The following is a 21,621-nucleotide window of genomic DNA, read 5'->3' on the forward strand; positions in this document are numbered from 1 at the left end:
GAAACGCGGCATAAAAGACGCCTCTCGCGACCTTGGCAAAAGAATAGCGGACAGCGCCAAGGCCGGACGCGGCGAAACCCCGCGCACCCCGCAAACCACGCGCGCCCTTGCCAAAGCCGGGTTCAATCCCCACTCTTGCCAGAAACGACCACACATGGTTTTAGACGGCAAACACAAGGGGCCGGGGACAGGCCCCGGGACAGTTGCGGAAAGACCCAATGGAAAAGATACTCATGACCCGCGCGGGCTTCACCGCGCTCGAGACCGAATTGAAAACGCTCAAGTCCGTGGAGCGTCCGGCCATCATCAAGGCGATCGCCGAGGCGCGCGAGCATGGCGATCTGTCGGAGAACGCCGAGTACCACTCCGCGCGCGAAAAGCAGAGCTTCATCGAGGGTCGGATCAAGGAGATCGAGGGCGTCATCTCGCTCGCCGAGGTGATCGATCCGACCAAGCTCTCGGGCTCGGTGAAGTTCGGCGCCACGGTCACCGTCGTGGACGAGGACACCGACGAGGAGAAGACCTGGCAAATCGTCGGCGAGCACGAGGCCAACATCGAAAAGGGTCTGCTCAACATCAAGTCGCCCATCGCCCGTGCCCTGATCGGCAAGGAAGAAGGCGACAGCGTCGAGGTGCGCACGCCCGGCGGCGAGAAGAGCTACGAGATCCTCACGATCGCTTACAAGTAACCCACCACAGGTAAGGGTCGCGCCGCATCATGGCAGACAGCAACGACAGCCGCTCCGCGCCGCTTGGCATGTATGACCAGGGCGGCAAGCGCCGCTTGGCCGGGATCGAGATCGCCGCGCAGGTGGCCAGCCTGCTCTGGCTGGTCCTCTCGGGCGGCTACGTCTTTGCGCTCGGCCCGGCGATTCCGGGTGGGCTGGGCTTTGTGCTCGCGGTGATGGTGGTGTTCCTGCCGGTGGCGATGATCTGGGTGGCGGCGATGACCGCCCGGGCCTCGCGGGTGATGCGCGAAGAGAGCACCCGCCTTCAGACCGCCATCGAGGCGATCCGCAAATCCTACCTGACGCAGGCGCAGACCGGGCGCAACGATCCCTCGGCCAGCACGCTCGCCCGCAAGCTCGACGAGATCGCCGCGGCGCAACGCAAGATCGAGACGACGCTGGCGATGCTCGGCTCGACCCGCGCCGCGCAGGCGGCCATCCAGCAGACCCAGCCCCCCGCGGCCCTCACCGAAGCCGCCGCCACCGAGGACCAGCCCGCTCTCTCGCTCGGCACCCCGGCCGAGGCACTGGAGCCACCGCTCGCCCATGCCGATTTCATCCGCGCGCTGAATTTCCCTGACACCGCCGAGGATCTCGAGGGCTTCGCCGCCCTGCGCCGGGCGCTCAAAGACCGCCCCGCGGCGCAGCTGATCCAAGCCTCGCAGGACGTGCTGACGCTGCTGTCGCAGGACGGCATCTACATGGACGACCTGCGCCCCGATCTGGCCCGTCCCGAAGTCTGGCGCGAGTTCGCCAGGGGCACCCGCGGGCGCGCCGTGGCGGCGCTCGGCGGCGTGCGCGACCGCGCGTCGCTGGCGCTGAGCTCTGGCCGCATGAAGCAGGACGCGATCTTCCGCGACGCAGCGCATCATTTCCTGCGCCTCTACGACCGCGCCTTCGTGCGCTTCGCCGAAACCGCCTCCGACAGCGAGATCGCCGAGCTGTCGAACACCCGCACCGCCCGCGCCTTCATGCTGCTGGGCCGCGTCGCCGGCGCCTTCGACTGAGACCGTCAACCGTCCGCCTCCTGCCTTTCTTCTAGGCTCAGGTCTCCCGTGCAGTCCGCCAGAGGCGGACGGCGCGCACTGCCCTCACCTTCCCCGCGCATCACCGCGCGCCGCGCCCCTTTGCTTTCACACCGCCGATTGCATCTCCCTTGCGCCTTGGCTAGGCCTTGCCGGGCCGAACGACCGGAGTCCCGCATGCCCCTGCCATCCCGAAATTCTGATTACTGGCAGGGTGTTCGCGCCGCGTCGCCCTTCCTGCTGGTGATCGCACCCTTCGGCACGCTGTTCGGCGTGCTCGCCACCGAGGCGGGGCTGAACATTTTCGAGACGCTCACCTTCTCGGTCGTGGTGATCGCCGGCGCGGCACAGTTCGTGTCGCTTCAGCTCTTGCAGGAGCATGTGCCCGCGCTGATCGTGCTGGCCTCGGCCCTCGCCGTGAACCTGCGCATGGCGATGTACTCGGCCGCCATCACCCCGCATCTCGGAGGCTTGCCGCTCTGGAAGCGCGCGCTGAGCGCCTATTTCCTGATCGACCAGACCTATGCCGCCTCGGCGCTGAATTTCGAGCGGCACCCCGAGAAGACACTGGCGCAGAAGTTCGCCTTCTTCATGGGGACGATGACCCCGACCTGCCCGCCTTGGTACGGCTTCACGCTGCTCGGTGCCTGGCTCGGCGAGGCGGTGCCCGCCGACGTCGGTCTCGATTTCGCCCTGCCGATCGCCTTCCTGGCGATGATCGCCCCGGCGCTGCGCTCGGGCGCGCATGTGGTGGCGGCGCTGGTCGCGACGGTTGGTGCGCTGCTGCTGGCCTGGATGCCCTACAATCTCGGCGTGCTGTGCGCCGCCGCGCTCGGCATGATCGCCGGGGCCGAGACCGAACGGAGGATGGCACGATGATCGACCGTAGTGATCTCTGGCTGGTGATCATCGGCCTTGGGCTCGGCAGCTTCTGCCTGCGCTTTCTCTTCCTCGGGCTGGTCGGCGACCGCCCCCTGCCCGATTGGCTAACGCGGCACCTGCGCTACACGGCCGTGGCGATGATGCCCGCGCTGGTCGCACCGCTGGTGGCCTGGCCCGCGGCAACCGACGGCCAGACGGATCCGGCGCGGCTGCTCGCGGCCGCGGCGACGCTGGGCATCGGCATGCTGACCAAGAATGTGATCCTTGCAATTCTCAGCGGCGCGGCGGCGCTGCTGGCGGGCGGCTACCTGATCGGCTGAGCCGGTTCAGCCCCCGGCGCTTTCCTCGAAGGCGGCGACGGCCAGCGTCTTGTCGTCGGAATCCTCTTCGCGCAGGACCTGCTCGGTGACCCCTGGCAGCCGGGCGAACTCCTCGGCAAGGCTGTTCGGGAACCAGCTCCGGCTGATGCCCTCAAATCCCGGAAGCTGGCTCAGCACGGTCGAGGTCGCCTGGGTGCAGCGGGACTGGCCCACCGGGCCATAGGCTTCGACCGCACGCAGCGCCTGTTCGGCGACCTCGGGCGAGACCTCGACGCTCTGGATCCGCACCCGGAAGGATTCCCGCGCATGGGCGCGCGCGTAGAAATCCGCGACCTCGGGGGTGACGCCGTAGAGCACGTCGTCCACCTCGGGCACGTTGCGCGCCCGCACCGAGCCCGCCGGATCGAAGACCACCCGCTGAGACGGTGCGCTGACCATCAGGCTCGAATGCGCACCGGCGTTCGAGGTGTTGTTGATCATCGTGTATAGCGTCAGCGTCGGAGGGCCGTCTGCGGCATAGCGCGCGGCGGCGACCTCATCGGGGGTGGCATTCGGATACTGGTTTGACGGCGTTGTGCATCCCGCCAGCGAAAACGCGGCGAGAGCGGCCAGAACTGTGGCGCGATGCAGCATGAAAGCCGACTTTCTCTTACTCGGCGGGCGGCTCCTCCGCCGCCCGGCCTTGGCAGAAATCCTCCTCCCGCGATCCCGCGGGATCAGGAGTTGAAGACTGCCAGGAACAGCAGGATCGCGATGATCACATAGACCGTGCGGATCACGAACTTGATAAAGCCGTGAAAGGTCTCTTCCTGCGTGGTGATGTCCATGCTGCCAGGCTTGTAGTCTGCCATGTGTCCGTCCATTCCTCGGGCGTTTCTTCTCCGCTCAGAGGCTTAGCGGATTCTGGCCGAGCTGTCACCTGTCTTGAAGCCGCGTAGGCCCCTCTCTGGGGCTCAGCCCTGCGCCGCCTGCCAGAGCCAGGCGCCATCCTCGCCGAGCGCCCGCGTGGCGCGCCCCTCGAGGTAGAGATGCTGGCAATGGGCCATGGCCTCGACCAGGGCGAGCCCGTATTCCGCGTCACCAATGGTGCGCTTGAAGAGCGGTGCGAAGCAGTCTCCGGCGCTTTTGGGCGTATCGAGATAGGCCTCAAGACGCTCCAGCGCACCGTGGTGGTTGTCGATCAACTGGCGCATGCGGAAGGTCAACCCGGTGAAAGGCAGCTTGTGCCCACCAAGCACGAAATGCGCCTCGCGCGCCAGCGTGGCAAGGCGCTCGCAGGCCTCGAGCCAGTCGCCCACCGGATCGGCCTCGGGCTCGGTGGCATAGACCCCGAGGTTGGAGCTGATGGTCGAGAGGATCTGATCCCCCGCCAGCACCAGGTTGTCCCCCTTCGACCAGAAGGTCGCGTGCTCAGGCGCATGGCCATTGCCGATGTGCACCTCCCAATCGCGCCCGCCCATGCGCAGCACGTCGTCCTGTTGCAGCCGGGTGAAGCCGAGCGGCATCGGCCAGACGCAATCGGCGAAGTTGAAGGGCCGTTCGGTGCGCCGCCGTTCCAACACCCGCGGCGCCATGCCGCACCGCTGCCAGTAGGTCACCTGCTCGGGCGGCGGGGCTTCCTGCGCATCGAGCTGCAGCATGCGCGAGAAGAGCCAGGCGGTGCGGGTGGTCAGCAGCTCTGCCCCCTGCTGCTGGAACCAGCCCGCGAGCCCGACGTGATCCGGGTGGTGATGCGTCACCACCACCCGACGCACCGGCTTGCCCTTGAGCGGCCCCTTCAGCAACTGCTCCCAGACCTGCAGCGCCCGCCGCGTATGCATGCCGGTATCGATCAGCGTCCAGCCATCGCCATCGTCCAGCGCGTAGACGTTGACGTGATCGAGCTTCATCGGCAGCGGCAGGCGCATCCAGAGCACCCCCTCGGCAACCTCGAGGGCATCGCCCCAGGCCGGCGGGGCATCGAACGGGTAGTGCAAGGCAGGCTTCATCAGGCGGCGAGGTCCTCGGCAGTGATGGCCATCAGCTCGGCATCCCCCCGCGAGACGTGGGCCAGCAGGCCGGCGTGTTCGGGCAGGAGCCGCGTGATGTAGAAACGCGCGAGACGCGCGTGGGCTCCCGAGGGGTCTGCCATGGCTGCGCGCAAATGGAAATGCGCGCCGAGCACACGGGCGAAGGCGCGCAGATAGGGCACCGCCACGCCGAAGCGCTCCGGCATCGGCGTCGCCACGAGCGCCTCGGTGGCTTCGCGCAGGCTCTCGGCGGCCTCCCAGACCGCGCCAGCGAGATCGGGCAGACCGGCTTTCGCGGCCTCGGCCTGCGCCTCGATCTCGTCGAGCAGCCGCCCCGCGGCCTCGCCGCCGTCCATCAGCTTGCGGCCGACCAGGTCCATGGCCTGAATGCCGTTCGTGCCCTCATAGATCGCCGTCACCCGCACGTCGCGATAGTATTGCGCAGCACCGCTCTCCTCAATGTAGCCCATGCCGCCGTAGACTTGCACGCCCGCCTCGGCCACCTCGCAGCCGATGTCGGTGCCGAAGGCCTTGGCGATCGGCGTCAGGAAGGCTGCACGGGCGATCCAGTCGGCCTCGCCGGTGGCCCGGCCCATGTCGATCGCCACGGCGCAGCTCAGCGCGATCGAGCGCGCCGCAAGGATATCCGCCTTCATCCCCGCCAGCATGCGCCGCACGTCGGCGTGACCGACGATCGTGCCATTGGGCGAACGCCCCTGTTTGCGCTCCATCGCGTAGTCGAGCGCGTGCTGGTAGGCGCCCTCTGCGGCACCGATCCCCTGCCCGCCGACGCCAAGCCGGGCGTTGTTCATCATGGTGAACATCGCGCGCATGCCATCGCCCTCCTCGCCGATCAGCCAGCCTGTCGCCCCCTCGAAGCTCATCACACAGGTCGGCGAGCCATGCAGGCCCATCTTGTGCTCGAGGCTGACCACCTTGAGGTCATTCGCCACGCCCGGCGCGCCGGATGCGTCGGGGATGAACTTGGGCACGAGGAAGAGGCTGATCCCCTTGGTTCCCGCCGGCGCATCTGGAAGGCGCGCCAGAACGAGGTGGCAGACGTTGCGCGTGAAGTCGCAATCGCCCCAGGAGATGAAGATCTTCTGCCCCGTCACCGCATAGGTGCCATCGCCATTGGCGGACGCCTTGCTGGTCAGCGCCCCCACGTCCGAGCCCGCCTGCGGCTCGGTCAGGTTCATCGTGCCCGACCATTCGCCAGAGATCAGCTTGGGCAGATAAAGCGCCTTGATCTCCTCGCTGGCATGATGCTCCAGCGCCTCGATCTGGCCCTGCGTGAGCAAAGGGTTCAATTGCAACGCGAGACAGGCGCCGGACATCATCTCGTTGACCGCAGTCCCCACCGCCACAGGCAGCCCCATGCCGCCGAACTCGGGCGGGGCAGAGACCGAAACCCAGCCGCCCTCGGCCAGCGCCGCGTAGCCCTCGGCAAAGCCCGGCGAGCTGCGCAGCACGCCGTTTTCCAGCTTCGCGCCCTGCAGATCGCCCGCGCGGTTGAGCGGCGCCATCACCTCCTCGCAGATGCGCCCCGCCTCTCCGAGCACCGCCTGCACCATGTCGGGGCTGGCCTCGGCAAACCTCTCCGTCGCACTGACCGCGTCGAAGCCGACCACCTCGTTGAGCAGGAAGGTCATTTCAGCGACGGGCGCGCGATAGGGCATGGCAGGTCCTCCGATCTTGGTTGGCAAGGCGGGTCCCCTCGGTTAGGGAGGATCCCACGATTTGTGTGCGACCCTAAGACCATGGCTCGCCCCGGACCAAACGGAACGCAGCGTCACGGATACCCCGATGCCCCACACCTCGACCCAGCGCCTGACCGCCGACGCGGCAGGGATCGCCCGCGCCGCCGAATTGCTGCGCGCGGGCAAGCTCGTCGCCTTCCCGACCGAGACGGTCTACGGGCTCGGGGCAGATGCCCGCGACGATGCCGCGGTAGCGGCAATCTACGAGGCCAAGGGACGCCCCAGCTACAACCCGCTGATCGTGCACGTGCCCAGCATCGAGCACGCCAAGGAGCTGGTGCGCTGGTCCGGCACCGCCGAGAACATCGCGCAGAGCTTCTGGCCAGGCCCGCTGACGCTGGTCCTGCCGCTGCGCGAGGATGCGGGCATCGCCGACCGGGTCACCGCTGGGCTCAGCACGCTGGCCGTGCGCATGCCCGACGCGCCGCTGGCGCGCGAGCTGCTGACCGAATTCGGCGGGCCGCTGGCCGGTCCCTCGGCCAACCGTTCGGGCAGGATCAGCCCGACCACTGCCGATCACGTGCTGAGCAGTCTCGACGACCGCATCGCCGCGGTACTCGACGGTGGCCCCTGCCCGGTCGGCCTCGAAAGCACCATCCTCGGCCTTGCCGGCCGCCCCACCCTGCTGCGTCCTGGCGGCATCAGCGCCGAGCAACTCTCGGAAGCGCTCGGCCATCCGGTGATGCGCCGACAGGAGCGCGAGGCGATCTCGGCTCCCGGCCAGACCGCCTCGCATTACGCGCCGCAGGCACAGATGCGACTCAACGCCGCCGAATGGCGCGAGGGCGAGGCGCGGCTTGGATTCGGGGATATCGAATGCGACCTCAATCTTTCGGCGAAGGGCGATCTCGATGAGGCCGCCGCCAACCTCTTTGCCCATCTGCACCAGCTCGATGCGCAGGGCGCCGAGGTGATCGCCGTCGCGCCGATCCCGCATGTCGGGGCAGGCGTGGCGATCAACGACCGGCTCAGCCGCGCCGCCGCGCCACGCTGACGCGCTTAGACGCCGTGATCATTGCTCGGTGCGTTCAGGCCCGGCCGCCTTCGGCCGAGAGCGCCAGCGCCGCGATGCCGAGGCTGTCCAGCGCCGCGCCCCACTTGGCGTCATCTGGCGTGCCGAAGACCAGCTCGTGGCTGGCCGGGCAAACCAGCCAGGCGTTTTCGGCCAGCTCATCCTCGAGCTGCCCCGGCCCCCAGCCCGCGTAACCGAGCATGGCAATCCACGCGTCCGGCCCCTCCCCGCGCGCGATATGTTCGAGCACATCAAGCGTGCCCGTCATAGAGAACCCATCGTCGACCTGCAGCGTGGTCAGCTCCGAGCGGTAATCGTCGCTGTGCAAAACGAATCCCCGGCCCATCTCGACCGGGCCGCCGAAATGCACCGGCACCTGCCCCGATCCGGGCGCGGCGTCGATTCCCAGCTGCTCGAACAGCCCCTCGAGCGTCACGTCGGACGAGGGCTTGTTGAGGATCAGCCCCATGGCCCCTTCATCCGAGTGGGCACAGAGGTAGATGACCGCATGTTCGAAACGTTCATCGCCCATGCCGGGCATGGCGATCAGCACGGAGCCGGTGAGGTCGGTGGCGCCGGAGGCGATCTGGGCGTGCGTCATGAGGACCTTTCTGCAGTCTGCCTGCAGAGTGTGACCTTCCGGCACTGAGGGTGCAAGCACACATCCTGTTTGAAACACCGTGCTCTCGCTGCAATGTGACTTGGCAGGAGCTTGGGGAGGCGCCATTTGAAATTCATGATCCGCAATATCTTCAAAGCCCTGACCTGCATATGTGCGTTCGGCATGGCCCCGCTGGTCTCCGGGCCTGCCCATGCCCAAGATCCGGTAACCGCAGAGCTGCGGCCCGGCTGGCGCCTTCCGGACGGCGATCACATGGCGGCCCTGCACCTGCGACTGGCCCCCGGCTGGAAGACCTACTGGCGCGCGCCCGGCGAGGCCGGCATCCCGCCCGTCTTCGACTGGAGCGGCTCGTCGAATGTGGCGCGGGTGACGGCGCTCTGGCCGACGCCGCATGTGTTCCGCCAATCGGGCGCACGCTCGGTGGGCTACAAGGACGAACTTGTGCTGCCGCTGCGGATCGCGGGCACCGGCGGCCCGGTCACGCTCGAGGCGAAGATGATGATCGGCGTGTGCAGCGACATCTGCGTGCCGCAGACGCTGCATGTGACGGCAGCGCTCCCCGACAGCAGCAGCGTCGACCCGATGATCGCTGCGGCGCTGGCCGAGGCTCCCTTCACTGCCCGCGAGGCGCGGGTCAGCGCAGTCCGCTGCACCGTCAGCCCGGCGAAGGGCGGCGTCAAGCTGCGCGCCGAGATCGACATGCCCGCGCTTCCCGGACCGGAAGAGACCGTGGTCGAGGCAGGGCAGCCCGAGCTCTGGGCGTCTGAACCGAACACCCGCCGCCAAGGTGGCACACTGATCAGCGAAACCCGCCTGATGCACATGGAGGGCAAGCCCTTCGCCCTCGACCGCTCTAAGCTGCGCTTCACCGTGCTCGGTGAGAGCCAGGCCGTCGACATCCGAGGCTGCGGCTGAGCGCCTGAGCCTTGACGGCACGCCGGGACGCGCAGGGCGCTACGCCCCTGCCCGGCCCCGCCGCAGCGCCATCGCGAGCACCGCCACCCAGACCAGCCCCAGCAGCAGCGCCACGCCGCAGACAAAGAGCAAGAAGCCCGCGACTGGCCCGGGTAGCCCGTCCAGAACGGGAAGCTGCAACGCCTCGGGCAGCACGCCTTGGACCAGAAGGCTGCCCATCGTGGCCGCCAGCCAGCCCAGCACCAGCGCGCCGAGACCCAGCACCAGCGCCCGCACACCGCCGTGGCGATGCCGCGCGCCTCGGCGGGCCGCCGCGATGCGCCGGGCGATGTCATGCTGCGCCGCCAGCAGCGCCGGGACCACCAGCAAGACCAGCAGCATGCCGAAGCCGAGCCCGTAGACCAGGGTGATCACCGTCGGCTTGAGGAACTGCGCGTCCGAGCTGCGCTCGTACAGCAACGGCGCGAGGCCGAGCACCGTGGTCGCCGTGGTCAGGAACACCGGCCGCAGGCGGTCCGAGGCGCCGTCGATGATCGCCTGGAAGATACCGCGGTCCGGCGCGTATTCATCGATCTGGCTGACCAGAACGATGGAATCGTTGATGATGATCCCGGTCATGCCGAGCAGCCCCACCACGGTGAACATCGACAGCGGAACATCCCAGAGCGCGTGGCCGTAGATCGCGCCGACAAGACCGAAGGGGATCACCGCCATCACCACCAGCGGCCGCGTCCAGCTGGCAAACACCCAGGCCAGCACGAGGTAGATGCCAAGCAACACCAGCACGAGGCCCGCGCCTGCGTCGGACAAGAAGTCCCGCTCATCCTCGGCAAGGCCGGAGACGCGATATTCGACCTGTCGCTCGGCGGCGATGCCGGGAAGGATCTCGTCCTGCAGCGCTTTCATGATTTCGGCGGCACGCTCGGCATTGTCCTCCGAGATGTCTCCGGTGACCGAGACCGTGCGCAGGCCGTTCTCGCGCCGCACCGTGGAAAAGCCGCTGGTGCGTGCGACCTGGACGATGTCGGCGAGCTGTACGTAGGCGCCCTGCGGCGTGCGGATCTGCGTGCGCTCGAGGAAATCGGCGGTCTGCTCGCTTTCCGGCAGCTCGACCCTGACCTCGGCACTGCGCGGTCCCACGGGGAAGGTCGCCGCCTCGATGCCGCCGATGCGATGCCGCAGCACCGCGCCAAGATCATCCACGGTCAGCCCCAGCGCCTGCCCCTGCGGGGTCAGCTCGAGCACGAGCTCGTCCTTGTCGTAGGAAAGGTTGTCCTCGACCGCCGAGACTTCCTGGTAGCGCAGCACGGCGGTCTTCAGATCTTCGGCGGCCCGTTTCAGCGTCGCCGCATCGGCGCCGTAGAACTGGACGTCGAGCGCGTCACCACCCGGTCCCGAGCGCCAGCCCCGGAAGCTGAGCACCTCGAGCATCGGCATCTGCGCGACCCGCTCCTGCAGGTCCGCGACGAACTGGAAGCTGGAATAGGGGCGGAAGTCGGGCTCGATCAGCTCGATCGAGATGGCGCCGAGCTGGTCCGGTTCCTTGTTCTCGGCCTCAGCCAGCTCGCGCCCGGAGTTACCGCCGATCTCGGCGATGACGTAGTCGAGCGGATTGCGGCCGAATTTCTCTTCGTACTCGCGGCCCAGATCCTCTGTGGCGCGCTGCAGCTCGCGCATCTGCGCGAGCGTATCGGCGCGCGTGGCCCCCGGCGCCATGGCGAAGTTTCCGCTGACCGAGGGCTGCTCGGGCGAGTTGAAGAAGCGCCAGACCACGTCGCCGCGGATGAAGCTCGCCGCCTGCGATGCAAGCAGGAGCACCGCCGCCGCAAGCACCACGTAACGGGCCGCGATCACCCCGGCCATGAACGGGCGGAACAGTGTCTCTCGGACCCAGCGGAAGCCACGGTTCACCATCCGCGAGGGCCAGTCGTACCAATGGTGCTCGGTCGATTTGGCGATGGCATGGGCCATGTGGTTGGGCAGGATCAGGAAGCACTCGACGAGGCTCGCGATCAGAACCACGATCACCGTGAAGGGGATGTCCGAGATCATCTGCCCGAAGCGCCCGCCGATGGCGGTCAGCCCGAAGAAGGCAATGACCGTGGTCAGCGTCGAGCTGAACACCGGCAGCGCCATGCGCCGGGCGGCGGTCTCGGCGGCCTCGACCGGCGACAGGCCGCGCCGGCGGTGCAGGTGGTCGGCATGCTCGCCCACTACGATGGCGTCGTCGACGACGATGCCAAGGGTGATGATCAGCGCAAAGAGCGAGATCATGTTGAGCGTCAACCCCGAGGCATACATCAGCGCGAGGGCCGCCAGCATCGCGGTTGGGATCCCCGCCGCCACCCAGAGCGCGGTGCGCGCGTTCAGGAAGAGAAACAGCAGGCACAGCACCAGCGCCAGCCCCGACAGCCCGTTGTGCAGCAAAAGGTCGAGCCGGTTGGTGATCGCCTCGGCGCGGGTGCGGATGAGATCGACGGTGGTGCCCTCGGGCAGCACCGACTGAAACTCGCGCGCCACCTCGGCCACCGCGGCCTGTATCTTGATCGCGTCGCCATCCGCCGAGCGATCGACCCGGACCGAGATCGCCGGATGGTCGCCGACGTAGTAGGCCCTTTGGCGGTCGATCCCCTCCTCGCGGAGCAGCGCCACGTCGCCGACTGTCAGTTTGGTGCCGTCAGGCTCGGATCGCAGCACGATGGCCGAGATGTCGCGCAGCGCGCGCTTCTCGACCCCGGCGCGGACCCGGGCATTGGCGCCGCTGACATCGCCCGCCGGCGCGGCATCCACCTCGGCAGAGATCGCCTCGGCGATCTGCTGCATGGTGATGTCGTAGCCGAGCAGGTTGGCGGTGGGCACCTCGACGATGATCTGCGGCGCGGCGACGCCGCGGATGGTGGTGCGGGTCACCCCCTCGGCGAAGAGCCGCACCACGAACTCGTCGGCAAAGCGCCCGAGCTGGTCCACCCCGACCGGCCCGGTGATCACCACATCGGTCACCCGGTCGCGCCATCCGCCCGAGGTCACCTGAGGGTCATCCGCCTGCTCGGGCAGGTTGTCGACGGAATCCACCGCCGTCTGCACGTCGTCGAGCGCCTTGGCCATGTTGTAATTGGGCTCGAACTCCAGCTCGATCCGCGCCGAGCCCTCGCGCGAGAGGCTCTCGGTCGCCACCACGCCCTCGACCGCCAGCAGCGTCGGCTCGAGCAGCTGCACGATGGCGTTGTCGATATCCTGCGCCCCGGCGCCGTCCCAGTTGACGCGCACGTCGATCTCATCCTCGATCACGTCGGGGAAGTACTGCGCGCGCATGTTGGGCACAGCGAGCAGCCCCGCACCGATGAGCAGCACCAGAAGCAGGTTGGCCACCGTGCGGTGGCGGGTGAAGTAGCTCAGCAGGCCGCTGGCGGTTCCGGGGATGTGCCGCATCGGGTCAGCCTCCCATCCGCGCTTCGAGCCGCTCGATCACATGGGCGGGAACCATCGCCTCGGAAAGTTGGGCGAGCAGGCGCTGCTTGGCCTCGGCGGGCATGCGGTCGTTGCCCTCGATGAAGGCGACGAGCCGCGCGCGGCGCTCTTCGGTCAGCTCGAGCATGGCGGCCTCGGCCTGAACGTCGGGGCCGGTTGGGCCGCTGCTGGCCTCGGTGTTGAGCGGGCGCACCTTGATCCCGGCGCCCAAAAGCGGCGTGCGCTCGGCAACGACCATCCGCCCGTCCAGCGCTGCCCGGACAAGCACCTCATCGCCCTGCCGGCGCAGCAGCTCGACCTGCACCGCTTCGAGCCGTTCGTCCGCGCCGAGCACCAGCACATCGCCCGCCGGTCCAAGCGCCGTGGCAGGCAGCAGCGCCACCTGCTCGAGCGGCGGCTCGGCGATCTTTACGGTGACGAAATCGCCGGGCTTGAAGCCGCGGGGCTCTTCCAATGCCGCAAAGAGCAGGCGACCGGTCTGCCCTTCGCCCACCGCCGCGCCCTCGCGGATCAGCGTGCCCGCGCTGCTCACCGAGGCGCCGTAGAAATCCAGCGTCACCGTCACCGGCAGCTCGCGCGGCTGGTCCGAGGCGTTGAGCAGCTGCAGGTACTGTTGGGTCGACACGCGGAAGGCAACTTCCAGCGCCGTGGGGTCGACCAGCGTGGCGAGCTGCTCGTTGGCCGAGATCCGGCGCCCGGCGACCACCGAGACATCCTCGAGCTGGGCGTCGAATTCGGCGCGGATTTCCGTCTCGTCGAGCCGCCGCTGCGCTTCGTCGAGCGCGATATGCGCACGGGTGAGCGCGGTGGTGCTCTGGTCGACCCGCGCCTCGCTCAGGGCCACGGCCTGCCGCCGGGTGACCACCGCCTGCCGTGCCGAAGAGGCCGAAAGCTCGGCCTCTTCCACAAGCGCCGAGGTGCCGACGCCGCGGGTCTGCAGATCGGCCTGACGTTGATAGGCCCGCTGGCGCAGCGCCGCTTGCTCCTCGGCGGCGGCCAGCGCGTCCTTCTCCAGCTCGACCGCGCGGATCGCTTCGCGGCGCTCGGCCTCGGCGTCCTGCAAGGCGCTCTGCGCCCGCTCCAGTTCGGCCTGCATGTCAGCCGGATCGATGCGCGCCAGAAGCGTGCCCGCGGCGACCCGCCCCCCCTCGACGAAGGCAGGCGCAAGGTCGATCAGCGTGCCGCCCACGGCGCTGCGCAGTTCAAGGCTCCGGCGGCTCTGGATTTCGCCAAAGGCGGTCATCTCGGGAACCACTGTCTCGAGCCGTACCGGCACGACGTTCACCGCGAACACCCTCTCGCGGGCCTGCGGGATCTGCGGCGTGTCTGCCAGACGGGTCTGCACCGCGTCGCGCACAAGGATCCCGGCCCAGGCCAGCAGGCCCAGCGTCAGCGAAAGAAGAAAGAGCCCGACTAGGCTCCGGCGAAGAAACCGCATGTGATCGTCCCGCGAAATGGAGGGGCGGCGCCCCTCTGTCTGGCTGCATTCAGCTTACGCCCGATGCCCGGCGCAATCCAAGTCGTCACGGTGATACGCGGGATCGTATCATTTCCGCCGTTTGTGTTCCTCAAGACGCGGAAAAATCTCGACGAAATTGCAGGGCATGTGCCGGTAGTCGAGCTGCCAGCGCAGGATCTCGTCCCAGGCGTCCTTGCAGGCGCCGGTGCTGCCCGGCAGCGCAAAGAGATAGGTGCCGCCCGCGACCCCGCCCGTGGCCCGCGACTGTACTGCCGAAGTGCCTATTTTCTTCATGGAAACCATGGTGAAGACGGTGCCGAAGGCCTCGATCTCCTTTTCGTAGACATCGCGGTGCGCCTCGACGGTCACGTCGCGCCCGGTGAGCCCGGTGCCGCCGGTGGAAATGATCACATCCACCTCTGGGCTGGCGATCCAGGCGCGAAGCTGGTCAGAAATGGCGGCGCGGTCATCCTTCACGATTGCGCGATCGGCCAGCAGGTGACCGGCATCGGTCAGCCTTTGCACCAGCGTGGTGCCCGAGCGGTCCTCATCCGGGCCGCGGGTGTCGCTCACGGTCAGCACCGCGATGCGGACAGGGATGAACTCTCGGGTTTCGTCGATGCGGCTCATGCAGGCTCCGTCAGGACTGGGATCACAGGGGTCTCGCCGTCAGCCATAGCGTCACGGGCAGGGCTCCGCCACAGGCAGACGCGGCACGGCGAAAATATGGGCGAAGCGGCGGGCTGCCGCATCGGTGGCAAGGCTGCGCGCAAAGCGCACCCAGTCGGCCTCGGTCTCTGGCTGCGGACAGGTGCCGCCCTGTGCCAGCCGCGCCTTGGCCAGCGTCGCAGCCAGCGCATCCTCGCGCTCGTCGTCCGAGAGCGGAGGATAAGTGTTCTCGGCGGCAAATCGCGCGGCGCGCAGGAGGAGCGTGGCCAGCCGGTCGCGCTCGGCTATGGACAGCAGATCGGGGCAGAGCTGCACGGCGGCCGTGATCTCGACCAGCCGTGCCAATGCGCAGCCGGCAGGGCCATGGCCGCTTTGATCCTCTGCGCGCACCCCTTCGCCGTCGCGGCGAGTGAGGATCACCGGGCCAGGCAGTTCGAGGATTTCGAGCCCCGGAGATGGCTCCTCGACCTCGGAGGCGTGAACGCGGAAAAGCGCGATGTAGTCGGGGCTGAAGCCATCGGCACGAGCCCCGGTTGCAAACGCAAGCAGCAACGCACAAACGGCCCCGGCACTGATGCGCCCGGCCCGCACCGGCCTCACCCCAGCGCCTTGAGCTTGGCCTGAAGCTCAAGCAAGTCGCCCCAGGCCTCGCGCTTCATGGCGGGCTGGCGCAGCAGGTAGGCCGGGTGGAACATCGGCATGGCGGGGCGGGCCTCAGCCTCGGTCCACTTGCCGCGCAGACGGGTTATGCCGCGTTTGCCGAGCAGCGCATCGCAGGAGATATTGCCCATGATCACCAGAAGGTCGGGATCGGCCAGCTCGACGTGCCGCGCCAGGAAGGGCTTCATCATCGCGATCTCTTCGGGGCGCGGGTCGCGGTTCTGAGGCGGCCGCCAAGGCAGCACGTTGGTGATGTAGACCGAGCTTGATCGGTCGAGGCCGATCGCCGCCAGCATCCGGTCGAGCAGTTGCCCGGCCCGCCCGACGAACGGCTTTCCCTGCAAGTCCTCTTCGCGGCCCGGCGCCTCGCCGACGATCATCACCCGCGCGCCGGGGACTCCGTCGGAGAAGACAAGGTTGCGCGCGCCGCGCTTCAGCTCGCAGTGCTCAAAGGCGTCCATCGCCGCGTGCAGCGCTTCGAGGCTGCCCGCGCCCTGTGCGGCCTCCGTCGCAAGTTGCACCGGGTCCGGCCCGGCGGGCGCGACCATAGGTGCGGGGGCCGCGCCGCGCTCGGGTTGCGGCGCGGCAGCAGGTTGCGCCCGCGCCGCCTGCTCCGCCGCTTCCAGCGCAAAGCGGTCAACAGGCGCTTCGCCGATCGCCTCGTCGGCGCCCAGCTCAAGCTGCCAGTCCAGCGCCGCGCGCGCCCAATGCCAATCCATGCCCGAATCCATATTCAGACACTACCCGAGCGCGTGGGCAGAGCAAATCTCCCCCAGGGGCATCTTTCGGAAAATCCTCGTGAAAGCCACGCGGGACAGATGCGCAGCCCTCAGGAGCGCGGCTTTTTGCGCGCGCGGATCAGCGTGTTATGGCTGATGATCTCGTAGCCCAGCCGTTCCACCAGCTCGCGGCGGAGCCGCTCGATCTCGGCGCTCTCGATCTCGATCACCTCGCCGGTGTCGACGTCGACAAGGTGATCGTGCTCGGCGGCGGGCGTGACCTCGAAGCGCGCCGACTCGTGCTCGAAGCTGAGCTTGCGGATCAGCCCCGCCTCCTCGAGTGCCGCCAGCGTCCTATACACCGTGGCAAAGGAGACCGAGCCATCGATCGCCTTGGTCCGCGCGAAAAGCTCGTCAGCGTTCGGATGGTCCTCGGACTCCATGAGCACGGACATCACGATCATGCGCTGCTGCGTCACGCGCAGCCCCGCATCGCGCAAGGCCTGGGCAAAATCGGTCGAGACCGCAGTCATGGGCAACTCCTGTTCAGGCCAGTTTGATATCCCCGGTCCGGCAACGAGGCAACCACGCCGCGGCGGGAAGGCGGCACTGCACACATAAATGAGAACGACTCTCATCTACCTTGACTTCTGCGAATGCCTCGCATTTACATTTCTTGAAACGCCCCGAGGAGACCCCATGCCCGCCAAATCTCTGCTGTCGACTGCCCTTGCTACCCTTGGCCTGCTCATCGCCCAGCCTGCCGAAGCAGCAGAGAAGATGAAGGTGGTCACCACGTTCACCGTGCTCGCGGACATGGCGGCACAGGTCGCCGGGGAGGCCGCCGAGGTGGTCTCGGTCACCAAGCCCGGCGCCGAGATCCACGGCTACCAGCCCACCCCGCGCGACATCGTGCGGGCGCAGGGGGCGGACCTGATCCTGTGGAACGGGCTGAACCTCGAACTGTGGTTCGAACAGTTCCTGTCAAACCTGCGGGATGTGCCCTCGGTGACCCTCTCCGACGGCATCGACCCGATCCCGATCTCGGCGGGGGCCTACCAGGGAAAACCCAATCCGCACGCCTGGATGGGGCTTGAGAACGCGCTGATCTACATCGACAATATCGAGCGCGCCTTCGCCGAGCACGACCCGGATAACGCCGCGACCTATGCCGCCAACGCCGAGGCCTACAAGGCCGAGCTTCGCGCCACGCTCGAACCTCTGCGCGCGCGCATCACCGCCATTCCCGAGGCGCAGCGCTGGCTGGTTACCTGCGAGGGCGCCTTCAGCTACCTCGCCCGCGATTTCGGAATGAAAGAGCTTTACCTCTGGCCGATGAACGCCGACCAGATGGGCACGCCGCAGCAGGTGCGGGCCGTGATCGACGGGGTCACCGACAACGACATCCCCGTGGTGTTCTGCGAGAGCACCGTCAGTACCCGCCCCGCCGAACAGGTGGCGCGTGAGACCGGCGCGGCCTATGGCGGCGTGCTCTACGTCGACAGCCTGTCGGAGCCGGACGGCGCGGTGCCGAGCTATCTCGACCTGCTCGCCGTCACCTCGCGCACCATTGCCGACGGACTCGAGGCGGGGCTCGAAACGCAGAAGGCCGGACGATGACCGCGTTGGAGGCCTCCGTGGCGGACACCGCCTCGATGGACGGCATCCGCGTCGAGGATGTCACCGTCACCTACCGCAACGGCCACACCGCCCTGCGCCGCGCCAGTTTCGAGATCCCGCGGGGTACGATCACCGCATTGGTCGGTGTCAACGGCGCGGGCAAATCGACGCTGTTCAAGGCGCTCATGGGCTTCGTGCCGGTGGCTCAGGGTTCGATCAGCCTGCTCGGCCAATCGGTGAAAGAGGCGCTGAAGCACAACCTCGTCGCCTATGTGCCACAGTCGGAAGAGGTCGACTGGTCTTTCCCGGTTCTGGTCGAGGATGTGGTGATGATGGGCCGCTATGGGCACATGGGCTTCCTGCGCCGCCCGGCAAAGGTCGATCACGTCGCCGTCGAAGCAGCGCTCGCCCGCGTCGGCATGACCGATTTCCGCCAGCGCCAGATCGGCGAGCTCTCGGGCGGTCAGAAAAAGCGCGTCTTCCTCGCCCGTGCATTGGCACAGGAGGGACAGGTGATCCTGCTCGACGAGCCCTTCACCGGCGTCGACGTGAAGACCGAGGAACAGATCATCGCCCTGCTTCGGGAACTCAAGAACGAAGGCCGGGTGATGCTTGTCTCGACCCACAACCTCGGCACGGTGCCCGAGTTCTGCGACCGCACGGTCCTGGTCAAGGGCACGGTTCTGGCTTATGGGCCGACCGAGACCACCTTCACCCGCGCCGCGCTGGAAGAGGCCTTCGGCGGGGTGCTGCGGCATTTCACCATCGAAGGGGCGGAGCTGCACGACGATGCCGACCCCCGCCGCCTGTCGATCCTCACCGACGACGAGCGCCCGCTGGTGCGCTACGGCGGCGAGACCCGCCGAGCGAAGCGGGAGGAGACGGAATGAGCCTGCTCGAGCCTTTCTCCTATGGCTACATGACCAACGCCATGTGGGTGTCGGCACTGGTTGGCGCGGTCTGCGCCTTCCTGTCGAGCTATCTGATGCTCAAGGGCTGGTCGCTGATCGGCGACGCGCTCTCGCACTCGGTCGTGCCGGGCGTCGCCGGGGCCTACATGCTCGGCCTGCCCTTCGCGCTCGGCGCCTTCATCTCGGGCGGACTGGCGGCGGCGGCGATGCTATTGCTCTCGGACCGCTCCGGACTGAAGAGCGACGTGATCATCGGGCTCATCTTCACCAGCTTCTTCGGGCTCGGCCTCTTCATGGCCTCGGTGAACCCCATGGCGATCTCGATCCAGACCATCACCATGGGGAACATTCTCGCCATCACCCCGGGAGATACGCTGCAGCTCGCGATCATCGGGTTTGTCTCACTGACGGTTCTGCTGGCCAAGTGGAAGGACTTGATGGTCGTCTTCTTCGACGAGGGCCACGCCCGCTCCATCGGGCTGCGGCCGGGGCTTCTGAAGGCGCTCTTCTTCACCCTGCTCTCGGCCTGCGTGGTTGCCGCGATGCAGACCGTCGGGGCCTTTCTGGTGATCGCCATGGTGGTCACCCCCGGCGCCACCGCCTACCTGCTCTGCGACCGCTTTCCCCGGCTCATCGCGACCTCGGTGGCGATCGGCACGGTGACCAGCTTCGCCGGCGCTTATCTCAGCTATTTCCTCGACGGGGCGACCGGCGGGATCATCGTGCTTCTGCAAACTGCAATCTTCCTGCTGACCTTCACCTTCGCGCCCAAGCACGGCCGGCTCGCCGCCCGCCGCAAGGCGAAGGCCGCGCTGGAGGAGGCGGCATGAGCGAGACCCTGCTCGCCCCCTTCCAGTTCCCCTTCATGCAGAATGCATTCCTGATCTGCGCCATCGTCGCCATTCCCACGGCGCTGCTCTCATGCTTCCTCGTGCTCAAGGGCTGGGCGCTCATGGGAGACGCGATCAGCCACGCCATCCTCCCGGGCGTGGTGCTGGCCTATATCCTCAACCTGCCGCTGATCCTCGGGGCCTTTGGGGCGGGCATGGTCACGGCGCTGGCCACGGGTTTTCTCGCGGGCAACAGCCGCGTCAAGCAGGACACGGTGATGGGCGTGGTCTTCTCGGGCATGTTCGCGCTCGGCATCGTGCTTTACACGCAGATCCACACCAATGTGCACCTCGACCACATCCTCTTTGGCAACATGCTGGGCGTGGGCAGGGAGGACCTCTGGACCGCCGGGCTGATTTCCCTGCTGGTGGCCGGCGCGCTCTTGCTGAAATGGAAGGACCTGCTGCTGCACGCCTTCGACCCGGCGCAGGCGCGGGCGAGCGGGCTGCCTGTGGGGCTGCTGCACTACGGGCTGCTGACGCTGATCTCGCTGACCATTGTGGCGACGCTCACCGCCACCGGGCTGATCCTTGCGGTGGGGCTGTTGATCGCGCCGGGGGCCATCGGCTTTCTGCTCGCGCGCAGCTTCGGGAAGATGATGCTGGCCGCCTGCGCCGCCTGTCTCTTGGCGATGCTGGCGGGAACCTACCTCAGCTTCTTCCTCGACAGCGCCCCTGCCCCCACGATCATCTTGATCCTGACGGCGATCTTCCTCTTGGCCTTGGTCCGGCGCGGGATCCTCACGCGCCGGGCCTCGGCTCAATTCTGATCGCCCGGGATCAGGGCTCGGGGAAGGCGATCTGCACCTTCATCGCGCGGCTCTTGTCGGCGGCAAGCTCGAAGGCCTCCTGCGCCTGCGCGACCGGCAGCACCCCGGTGAGGAGAGGCTTCACATCGAGCCGCCCGCTGTCGATCAGCCGCGCCGCCGTGGCGAACTCGGGATCGAAGCGGAAGCTGCCCATCAGCCGCAGCTCCTTGGCAACGATGACGGTCATCGGCAGCGGCGTCTCGGGCCCGAGGCCGACGGTCACCATGGCGCCGCGCGGGCGCAGGATCGAACAGCCCGCGACCACCGCCGCGGGGGCGCCCGAGCATTCGAAGAGCACATCCACCTGCCCCTTGCCGGCCTGCAGCGGCTCGAGCGCGCCCTCCTGCGCCGCAAGGTTGATCACCCGATCCGCGCCCATGATCCGCGCCACCTCCAGCGCCGCTGCGGAAATGTCGGTCGCCACGATCTCCTCGGCCCCCGCGAGCCGTGCCGCCGCGATTGTCAGGCAGCCAATGGGACCGCAGCCCGAGACCGCCACGCGCTTGCCGATCAGGCTGCCCGCCTGTGCCACCGCGTGCAGGCAGACCGCCAGCGGCTCCGACATGGCGGTAAGCGCGAGATCGGCCTTGCGCGAGAGCCGCACCGCCTGCCGGGCGGGCAGCGTCAGCTGGGCGCGGAAGAACCCCTGCTCGTGCGGGACGCGCATGGCGGACCCGGCAAAGCGCATGTCGAGGCAATGGTTGGCCATGCCGCGCAGGCAGTATTCGCACTCGTTGCAAGGGCGCGAGGGGTTGATCGCCACGCGGTCACCCTCCGACACCCCGCTGACCCCCGCGCCGAGATCGGTGACGATCCCCGAGACCTCGTGCCCCAGCGCCATGGGCTCGCGGATGCGGATCGTGCCGAAGCCACCGTGCAGGTAGTAATGCAGGTCCGAGCCGCAGATGCCGCCATGGCTGACCGCGATGCGCACCTCGCCGGGACCGGGCGCAGGGGCGCCCTGCAGGGTGTCAAGCCGCAGGTCCTTCAGGGCATGGATGACGACGGCCTCCATCAGCGGGTTCCTATGCTGGCGGGCATCGCGGGTCGGGTCATGGGGTTCTCCTTCTCGGCGCGTCCGGCGCCTTTCCTTGGCGACAAGCTAGACGGGCGACAGGAGAGGTTTCAAGGCGAAACGCAGTG

The 21,621-nt window shown here is 67.9% G+C and carries 22 protein-coding genes; 10 read left to right on the plus strand and 12 right to left on the minus strand.

What is annotated here, in order from left to right; translation table 11 throughout:
- Positions 1-218: 218 nt before the first annotated feature.
- The 4 genes from greA to G0Q01_RS26150 all read left to right on the plus strand — a co-directional run bounded on the left by greA (position 219) and on the right by G0Q01_RS26150 (position 2,955).
- On the plus strand, positions 219-689 hold the full coding sequence (greA, locus tag G0Q01_RS26135; protein ID WP_095882974.1) for a transcription elongation factor GreA: 471 nt from the start codon (positions 219-221) through the stop codon (positions 687-689).
- A 29-nt stretch (positions 690-718) separates the two neighbouring features.
- Positions 719-1,735: a hypothetical protein gene (locus tag G0Q01_RS26140; protein ID WP_164198262.1), complete on the plus strand. Its 1,017-nt coding sequence runs from the start codon at positions 719-721 to the stop codon at positions 1,733-1,735.
- A 195-nt stretch (positions 1,736-1,930) separates the two neighbouring features.
- Entirely contained in the window at positions 1,931-2,632 is a 702-nt protein-coding gene (locus G0Q01_RS26145) for an AzlC family ABC transporter permease (protein ID WP_164198260.1), read from the plus strand.
- On the plus strand, positions 2,629-2,955 hold the full coding sequence (locus G0Q01_RS26150) for an AzlD domain-containing protein (RefSeq protein WP_164198258.1): 327 nt from the start codon (positions 2,629-2,631) through the stop codon (positions 2,953-2,955). The genes G0Q01_RS26145 and G0Q01_RS26150 overlap by 4 nt, the downstream gene beginning before the upstream one ends.
- A gap of 6 nt (positions 2,956-2,961) precedes the next feature.
- Here the strand turns inward: G0Q01_RS26150 and G0Q01_RS26155 are convergent, their stop codons facing one another.
- From G0Q01_RS26155 to G0Q01_RS26170, 4 genes are all read right to left on the minus strand, one after another.
- The gene (locus G0Q01_RS26155; RefSeq protein WP_164198256.1) at positions 2,962-3,588 is read right to left on the minus strand and encodes a hypothetical protein; all 627 of its coding nucleotides are present in this window, start codon (positions 3,586-3,588) and stop codon (positions 2,962-2,964) included.
- 83 nt (positions 3,589-3,671) lie between these two features.
- Positions 3,672-3,806 carry an aa3-type cytochrome c oxidase subunit IV gene (locus tag G0Q01_RS26160; RefSeq protein WP_095883387.1) on the minus strand — a complete coding sequence of 45 codons (135 nt, stop codon included), beginning with the start codon at positions 3,804-3,806 and terminating at the stop codon, positions 3,672-3,674.
- Between the two features lie 102 nt (positions 3,807-3,908).
- On the minus strand, positions 3,909-4,943 hold the full coding sequence (locus G0Q01_RS26165) for an MBL fold metallo-hydrolase (RefSeq protein WP_164198254.1): 1,035 nt from the start codon (positions 4,941-4,943) through the stop codon (positions 3,909-3,911).
- Positions 4,943-6,643, minus strand: a complete 1,701-nt coding sequence (locus tag G0Q01_RS26170) for an acyl-CoA dehydrogenase (RefSeq protein ID WP_164198252.1) — start codon at positions 6,641-6,643, stop codon at positions 4,943-4,945. The genes G0Q01_RS26165 and G0Q01_RS26170 overlap by 1 nt, the downstream gene beginning before the upstream one ends.
- 127 nt (positions 6,644-6,770) lie before the next feature.
- Between G0Q01_RS26170 and G0Q01_RS26175 the strand changes: the two genes are divergently transcribed.
- Entirely contained in the window at positions 6,771-7,718 is a 948-nt protein-coding gene (locus G0Q01_RS26175) for an L-threonylcarbamoyladenylate synthase (protein WP_164213978.1), read from the plus strand.
- A 34-nt stretch (positions 7,719-7,752) separates the two neighbouring features.
- Here G0Q01_RS26175 and G0Q01_RS26180 read toward each other — a convergent pair whose 3' ends face one another.
- Entirely contained in the window at positions 7,753-8,337 is a 585-nt protein-coding gene (locus G0Q01_RS26180; protein ID WP_164198249.1) for a YqgE/AlgH family protein, read from the minus strand.
- A gap of 135 nt (positions 8,338-8,472) precedes the next feature.
- On the opposite strand from G0Q01_RS26180, the gene G0Q01_RS26185 reads away from it, so the two are divergent.
- Positions 8,473-9,273, plus strand: coding sequence for a protein-disulfide reductase DsbD domain-containing protein (locus tag G0Q01_RS26185; RefSeq protein WP_164198504.1), 801 nt, complete (start codon positions 8,473-8,475; stop codon positions 9,271-9,273).
- 39 nt (positions 9,274-9,312) lie between these two features.
- On the opposite strand, the gene G0Q01_RS26190 is transcribed toward G0Q01_RS26185, so the two are convergent.
- The 6 genes from G0Q01_RS26190 to G0Q01_RS26215 form a co-directional block, all read right to left on the minus strand.
- Positions 9,313-12,702, minus strand: a complete 3,390-nt coding sequence (locus tag G0Q01_RS26190; RefSeq protein WP_164198247.1) for an efflux RND transporter permease subunit — start codon at positions 12,700-12,702, stop codon at positions 9,313-9,315.
- A 4-nt stretch (positions 12,703-12,706) separates the two neighbouring features.
- Positions 12,707-14,179, minus strand: a complete 1,473-nt coding sequence (locus G0Q01_RS26195) for an efflux RND transporter periplasmic adaptor subunit (protein ID WP_164198245.1) — start codon at positions 14,177-14,179, stop codon at positions 12,707-12,709.
- 108 nt (positions 14,180-14,287) lie between these two features.
- Entirely contained in the window at positions 14,288-14,830 is a 543-nt protein-coding gene (gene moaB / locus G0Q01_RS26200; RefSeq protein ID WP_164198243.1) for a molybdenum cofactor biosynthesis protein B, read from the minus strand.
- A 51-nt stretch (positions 14,831-14,881) separates the two neighbouring features.
- Complete coding sequence (locus G0Q01_RS26205; protein WP_203595188.1) at positions 14,882-15,421, minus strand: hypothetical protein; 540 nt, start codon at positions 15,419-15,421, stop codon at positions 14,882-14,884.
- A gap of 44 nt (positions 15,422-15,465) precedes the next feature.
- Positions 15,466-16,260, minus strand: coding sequence for a uracil-DNA glycosylase family protein (locus G0Q01_RS26210; RefSeq protein WP_164198241.1), 795 nt, complete (start codon positions 16,258-16,260; stop codon positions 15,466-15,468).
- A gap of 98 nt (positions 16,261-16,358) precedes the next feature.
- On the minus strand, positions 16,359-16,781 hold the full coding sequence (locus G0Q01_RS26215; RefSeq protein WP_108969493.1) for a Fur family transcriptional regulator: 423 nt from the start codon (positions 16,779-16,781) through the stop codon (positions 16,359-16,361).
- Between the two features lie 166 nt (positions 16,782-16,947).
- On the opposite strand from G0Q01_RS26215, the gene G0Q01_RS26220 reads away from it, so the two are divergent.
- The 4 genes from G0Q01_RS26220 to G0Q01_RS26235 are packed head-to-tail and all read left to right on the plus strand — an operon-like array spanning position 16,948 to position 20,439.
- Positions 16,948-17,868: a metal ABC transporter substrate-binding protein gene (locus tag G0Q01_RS26220; protein ID WP_164198240.1), complete on the plus strand. Its 921-nt coding sequence runs from the start codon at positions 16,948-16,950 to the stop codon at positions 17,866-17,868.
- Complete coding sequence (locus G0Q01_RS26225; protein ID WP_304610683.1) at positions 17,865-18,758, plus strand: manganese/iron ABC transporter ATP-binding protein; 894 nt, start codon at positions 17,865-17,867, stop codon at positions 18,756-18,758. The genes G0Q01_RS26220 and G0Q01_RS26225 overlap by 4 nt, the downstream gene beginning before the upstream one ends.
- Complete coding sequence (locus tag G0Q01_RS26230; RefSeq protein ID WP_164198237.1) at positions 18,755-19,609, plus strand: metal ABC transporter permease; 855 nt, start codon at positions 18,755-18,757, stop codon at positions 19,607-19,609. The genes G0Q01_RS26225 and G0Q01_RS26230 overlap by 4 nt, the downstream gene beginning before the upstream one ends.
- Positions 19,606-20,439, plus strand: coding sequence for a metal ABC transporter permease (locus tag G0Q01_RS26235; protein WP_164198235.1), 834 nt, complete (start codon positions 19,606-19,608; stop codon positions 20,437-20,439). Before G0Q01_RS26230 ends, G0Q01_RS26235 begins: the two co-directional genes overlap by 4 nt.
- Positions 20,440-20,449: 10 nt before the next feature.
- Here G0Q01_RS26235 and G0Q01_RS26240 read toward each other — a convergent pair whose 3' ends face one another.
- On the minus strand, positions 20,450-21,493 hold the full coding sequence (locus G0Q01_RS26240) for an L-idonate 5-dehydrogenase (RefSeq protein ID WP_203595189.1): 1,044 nt from the start codon (positions 21,491-21,493) through the stop codon (positions 20,450-20,452).
- Positions 21,494-21,621 lie beyond the last annotated feature (128 nt).

Origin of the sequence: Salipiger sp. PrR007 (assembly GCF_010499845.1) — a bacterium.
Taxonomy (GTDB): domain Bacteria; phylum Pseudomonadota; class Alphaproteobacteria; order Rhodobacterales; family Rhodobacteraceae; genus Salipiger; species Salipiger pacificus_A.

Bases quoted from the DNA above. Each gene is read 5' to 3' on its own strand.
- greA (WP_095882974.1), top strand. From the start codon at position 219: ATGGAAAAGATACTCATGACCCGCGCGGGCTTCACCGCGCTCGAGACC.
- G0Q01_RS26140 (WP_164198262.1), top strand. From the start codon at position 719: ATGGCAGACAGCAACGACAGCCGCTCCGCGCCGCTTGGCATGTATGAC.
- G0Q01_RS26145 (WP_164198260.1), top strand. From the start codon at position 1,931: ATGCCCCTGCCATCCCGAAATTCTGATTACTGGCAGGGTGTTCGCGCC.
- G0Q01_RS26150 (WP_164198258.1), top strand. From the start codon at position 2,629: ATGATCGACCGTAGTGATCTCTGGCTGGTGATCATCGGCCTTGGGCTC.
- G0Q01_RS26155 (WP_164198256.1), bottom strand. From the start codon at position 3,588: ATGCTGCATCGCGCCACAGTTCTGGCCGCTCTCGCCGCGTTTTCGCTG.
- G0Q01_RS26160 (WP_095883387.1), bottom strand. From the start codon at position 3,806: ATGGCAGACTACAAGCCTGGCAGCATGGACATCACCACGCAGGAAGAG.
- G0Q01_RS26165 (WP_164198254.1), bottom strand. From the start codon at position 4,943: ATGAAGCCTGCCTTGCACTACCCGTTCGATGCCCCGCCGGCCTGGGGC.
- G0Q01_RS26170 (WP_164198252.1), bottom strand. From the start codon at position 6,643: ATGCCCTATCGCGCGCCCGTCGCTGAAATGACCTTCCTGCTCAACGAG.
- G0Q01_RS26175 (WP_164213978.1), top strand. From the start codon at position 6,771: ATGCCCCACACCTCGACCCAGCGCCTGACCGCCGACGCGGCAGGGATC.
- G0Q01_RS26180 (WP_164198249.1), bottom strand. From the start codon at position 8,337: ATGACGCACGCCCAGATCGCCTCCGGCGCCACCGACCTCACCGGCTCC.
- G0Q01_RS26185 (WP_164198504.1), top strand. From the start codon at position 8,473: ATGATCCGCAATATCTTCAAAGCCCTGACCTGCATATGTGCGTTCGGC.
- G0Q01_RS26190 (WP_164198247.1), bottom strand. From the start codon at position 12,702: ATGCGGCACATCCCCGGAACCGCCAGCGGCCTGCTGAGCTACTTCACC.
- G0Q01_RS26195 (WP_164198245.1), bottom strand. From the start codon at position 14,179: ATGCGGTTTCTTCGCCGGAGCCTAGTCGGGCTCTTTCTTCTTTCGCTG.
- moaB (WP_164198243.1), bottom strand. From the start codon at position 14,830: ATGAGCCGCATCGACGAAACCCGAGAGTTCATCCCTGTCCGCATCGCG.
- G0Q01_RS26210 (WP_164198241.1), bottom strand. From the start codon at position 16,260: ATGGATTCGGGCATGGATTGGCATTGGGCGCGCGCGGCGCTGGACTGG.
- G0Q01_RS26215 (WP_108969493.1), bottom strand. From the start codon at position 16,781: ATGACTGCGGTCTCGACCGATTTTGCCCAGGCCTTGCGCGATGCGGGG.
- G0Q01_RS26220 (WP_164198240.1), top strand. From the start codon at position 16,948: ATGCCCGCCAAATCTCTGCTGTCGACTGCCCTTGCTACCCTTGGCCTG.
- G0Q01_RS26225 (WP_304610683.1), top strand. From the start codon at position 17,865: ATGACCGCGTTGGAGGCCTCCGTGGCGGACACCGCCTCGATGGACGGC.
- G0Q01_RS26230 (WP_164198237.1), top strand. From the start codon at position 18,755: ATGAGCCTGCTCGAGCCTTTCTCCTATGGCTACATGACCAACGCCATG.
- G0Q01_RS26235 (WP_164198235.1), top strand. From the start codon at position 19,606: ATGAGCGAGACCCTGCTCGCCCCCTTCCAGTTCCCCTTCATGCAGAAT.
- G0Q01_RS26240 (WP_203595189.1), bottom strand. From the start codon at position 21,493: ATGGAGGCCGTCGTCATCCATGCCCTGAAGGACCTGCGGCTTGACACC.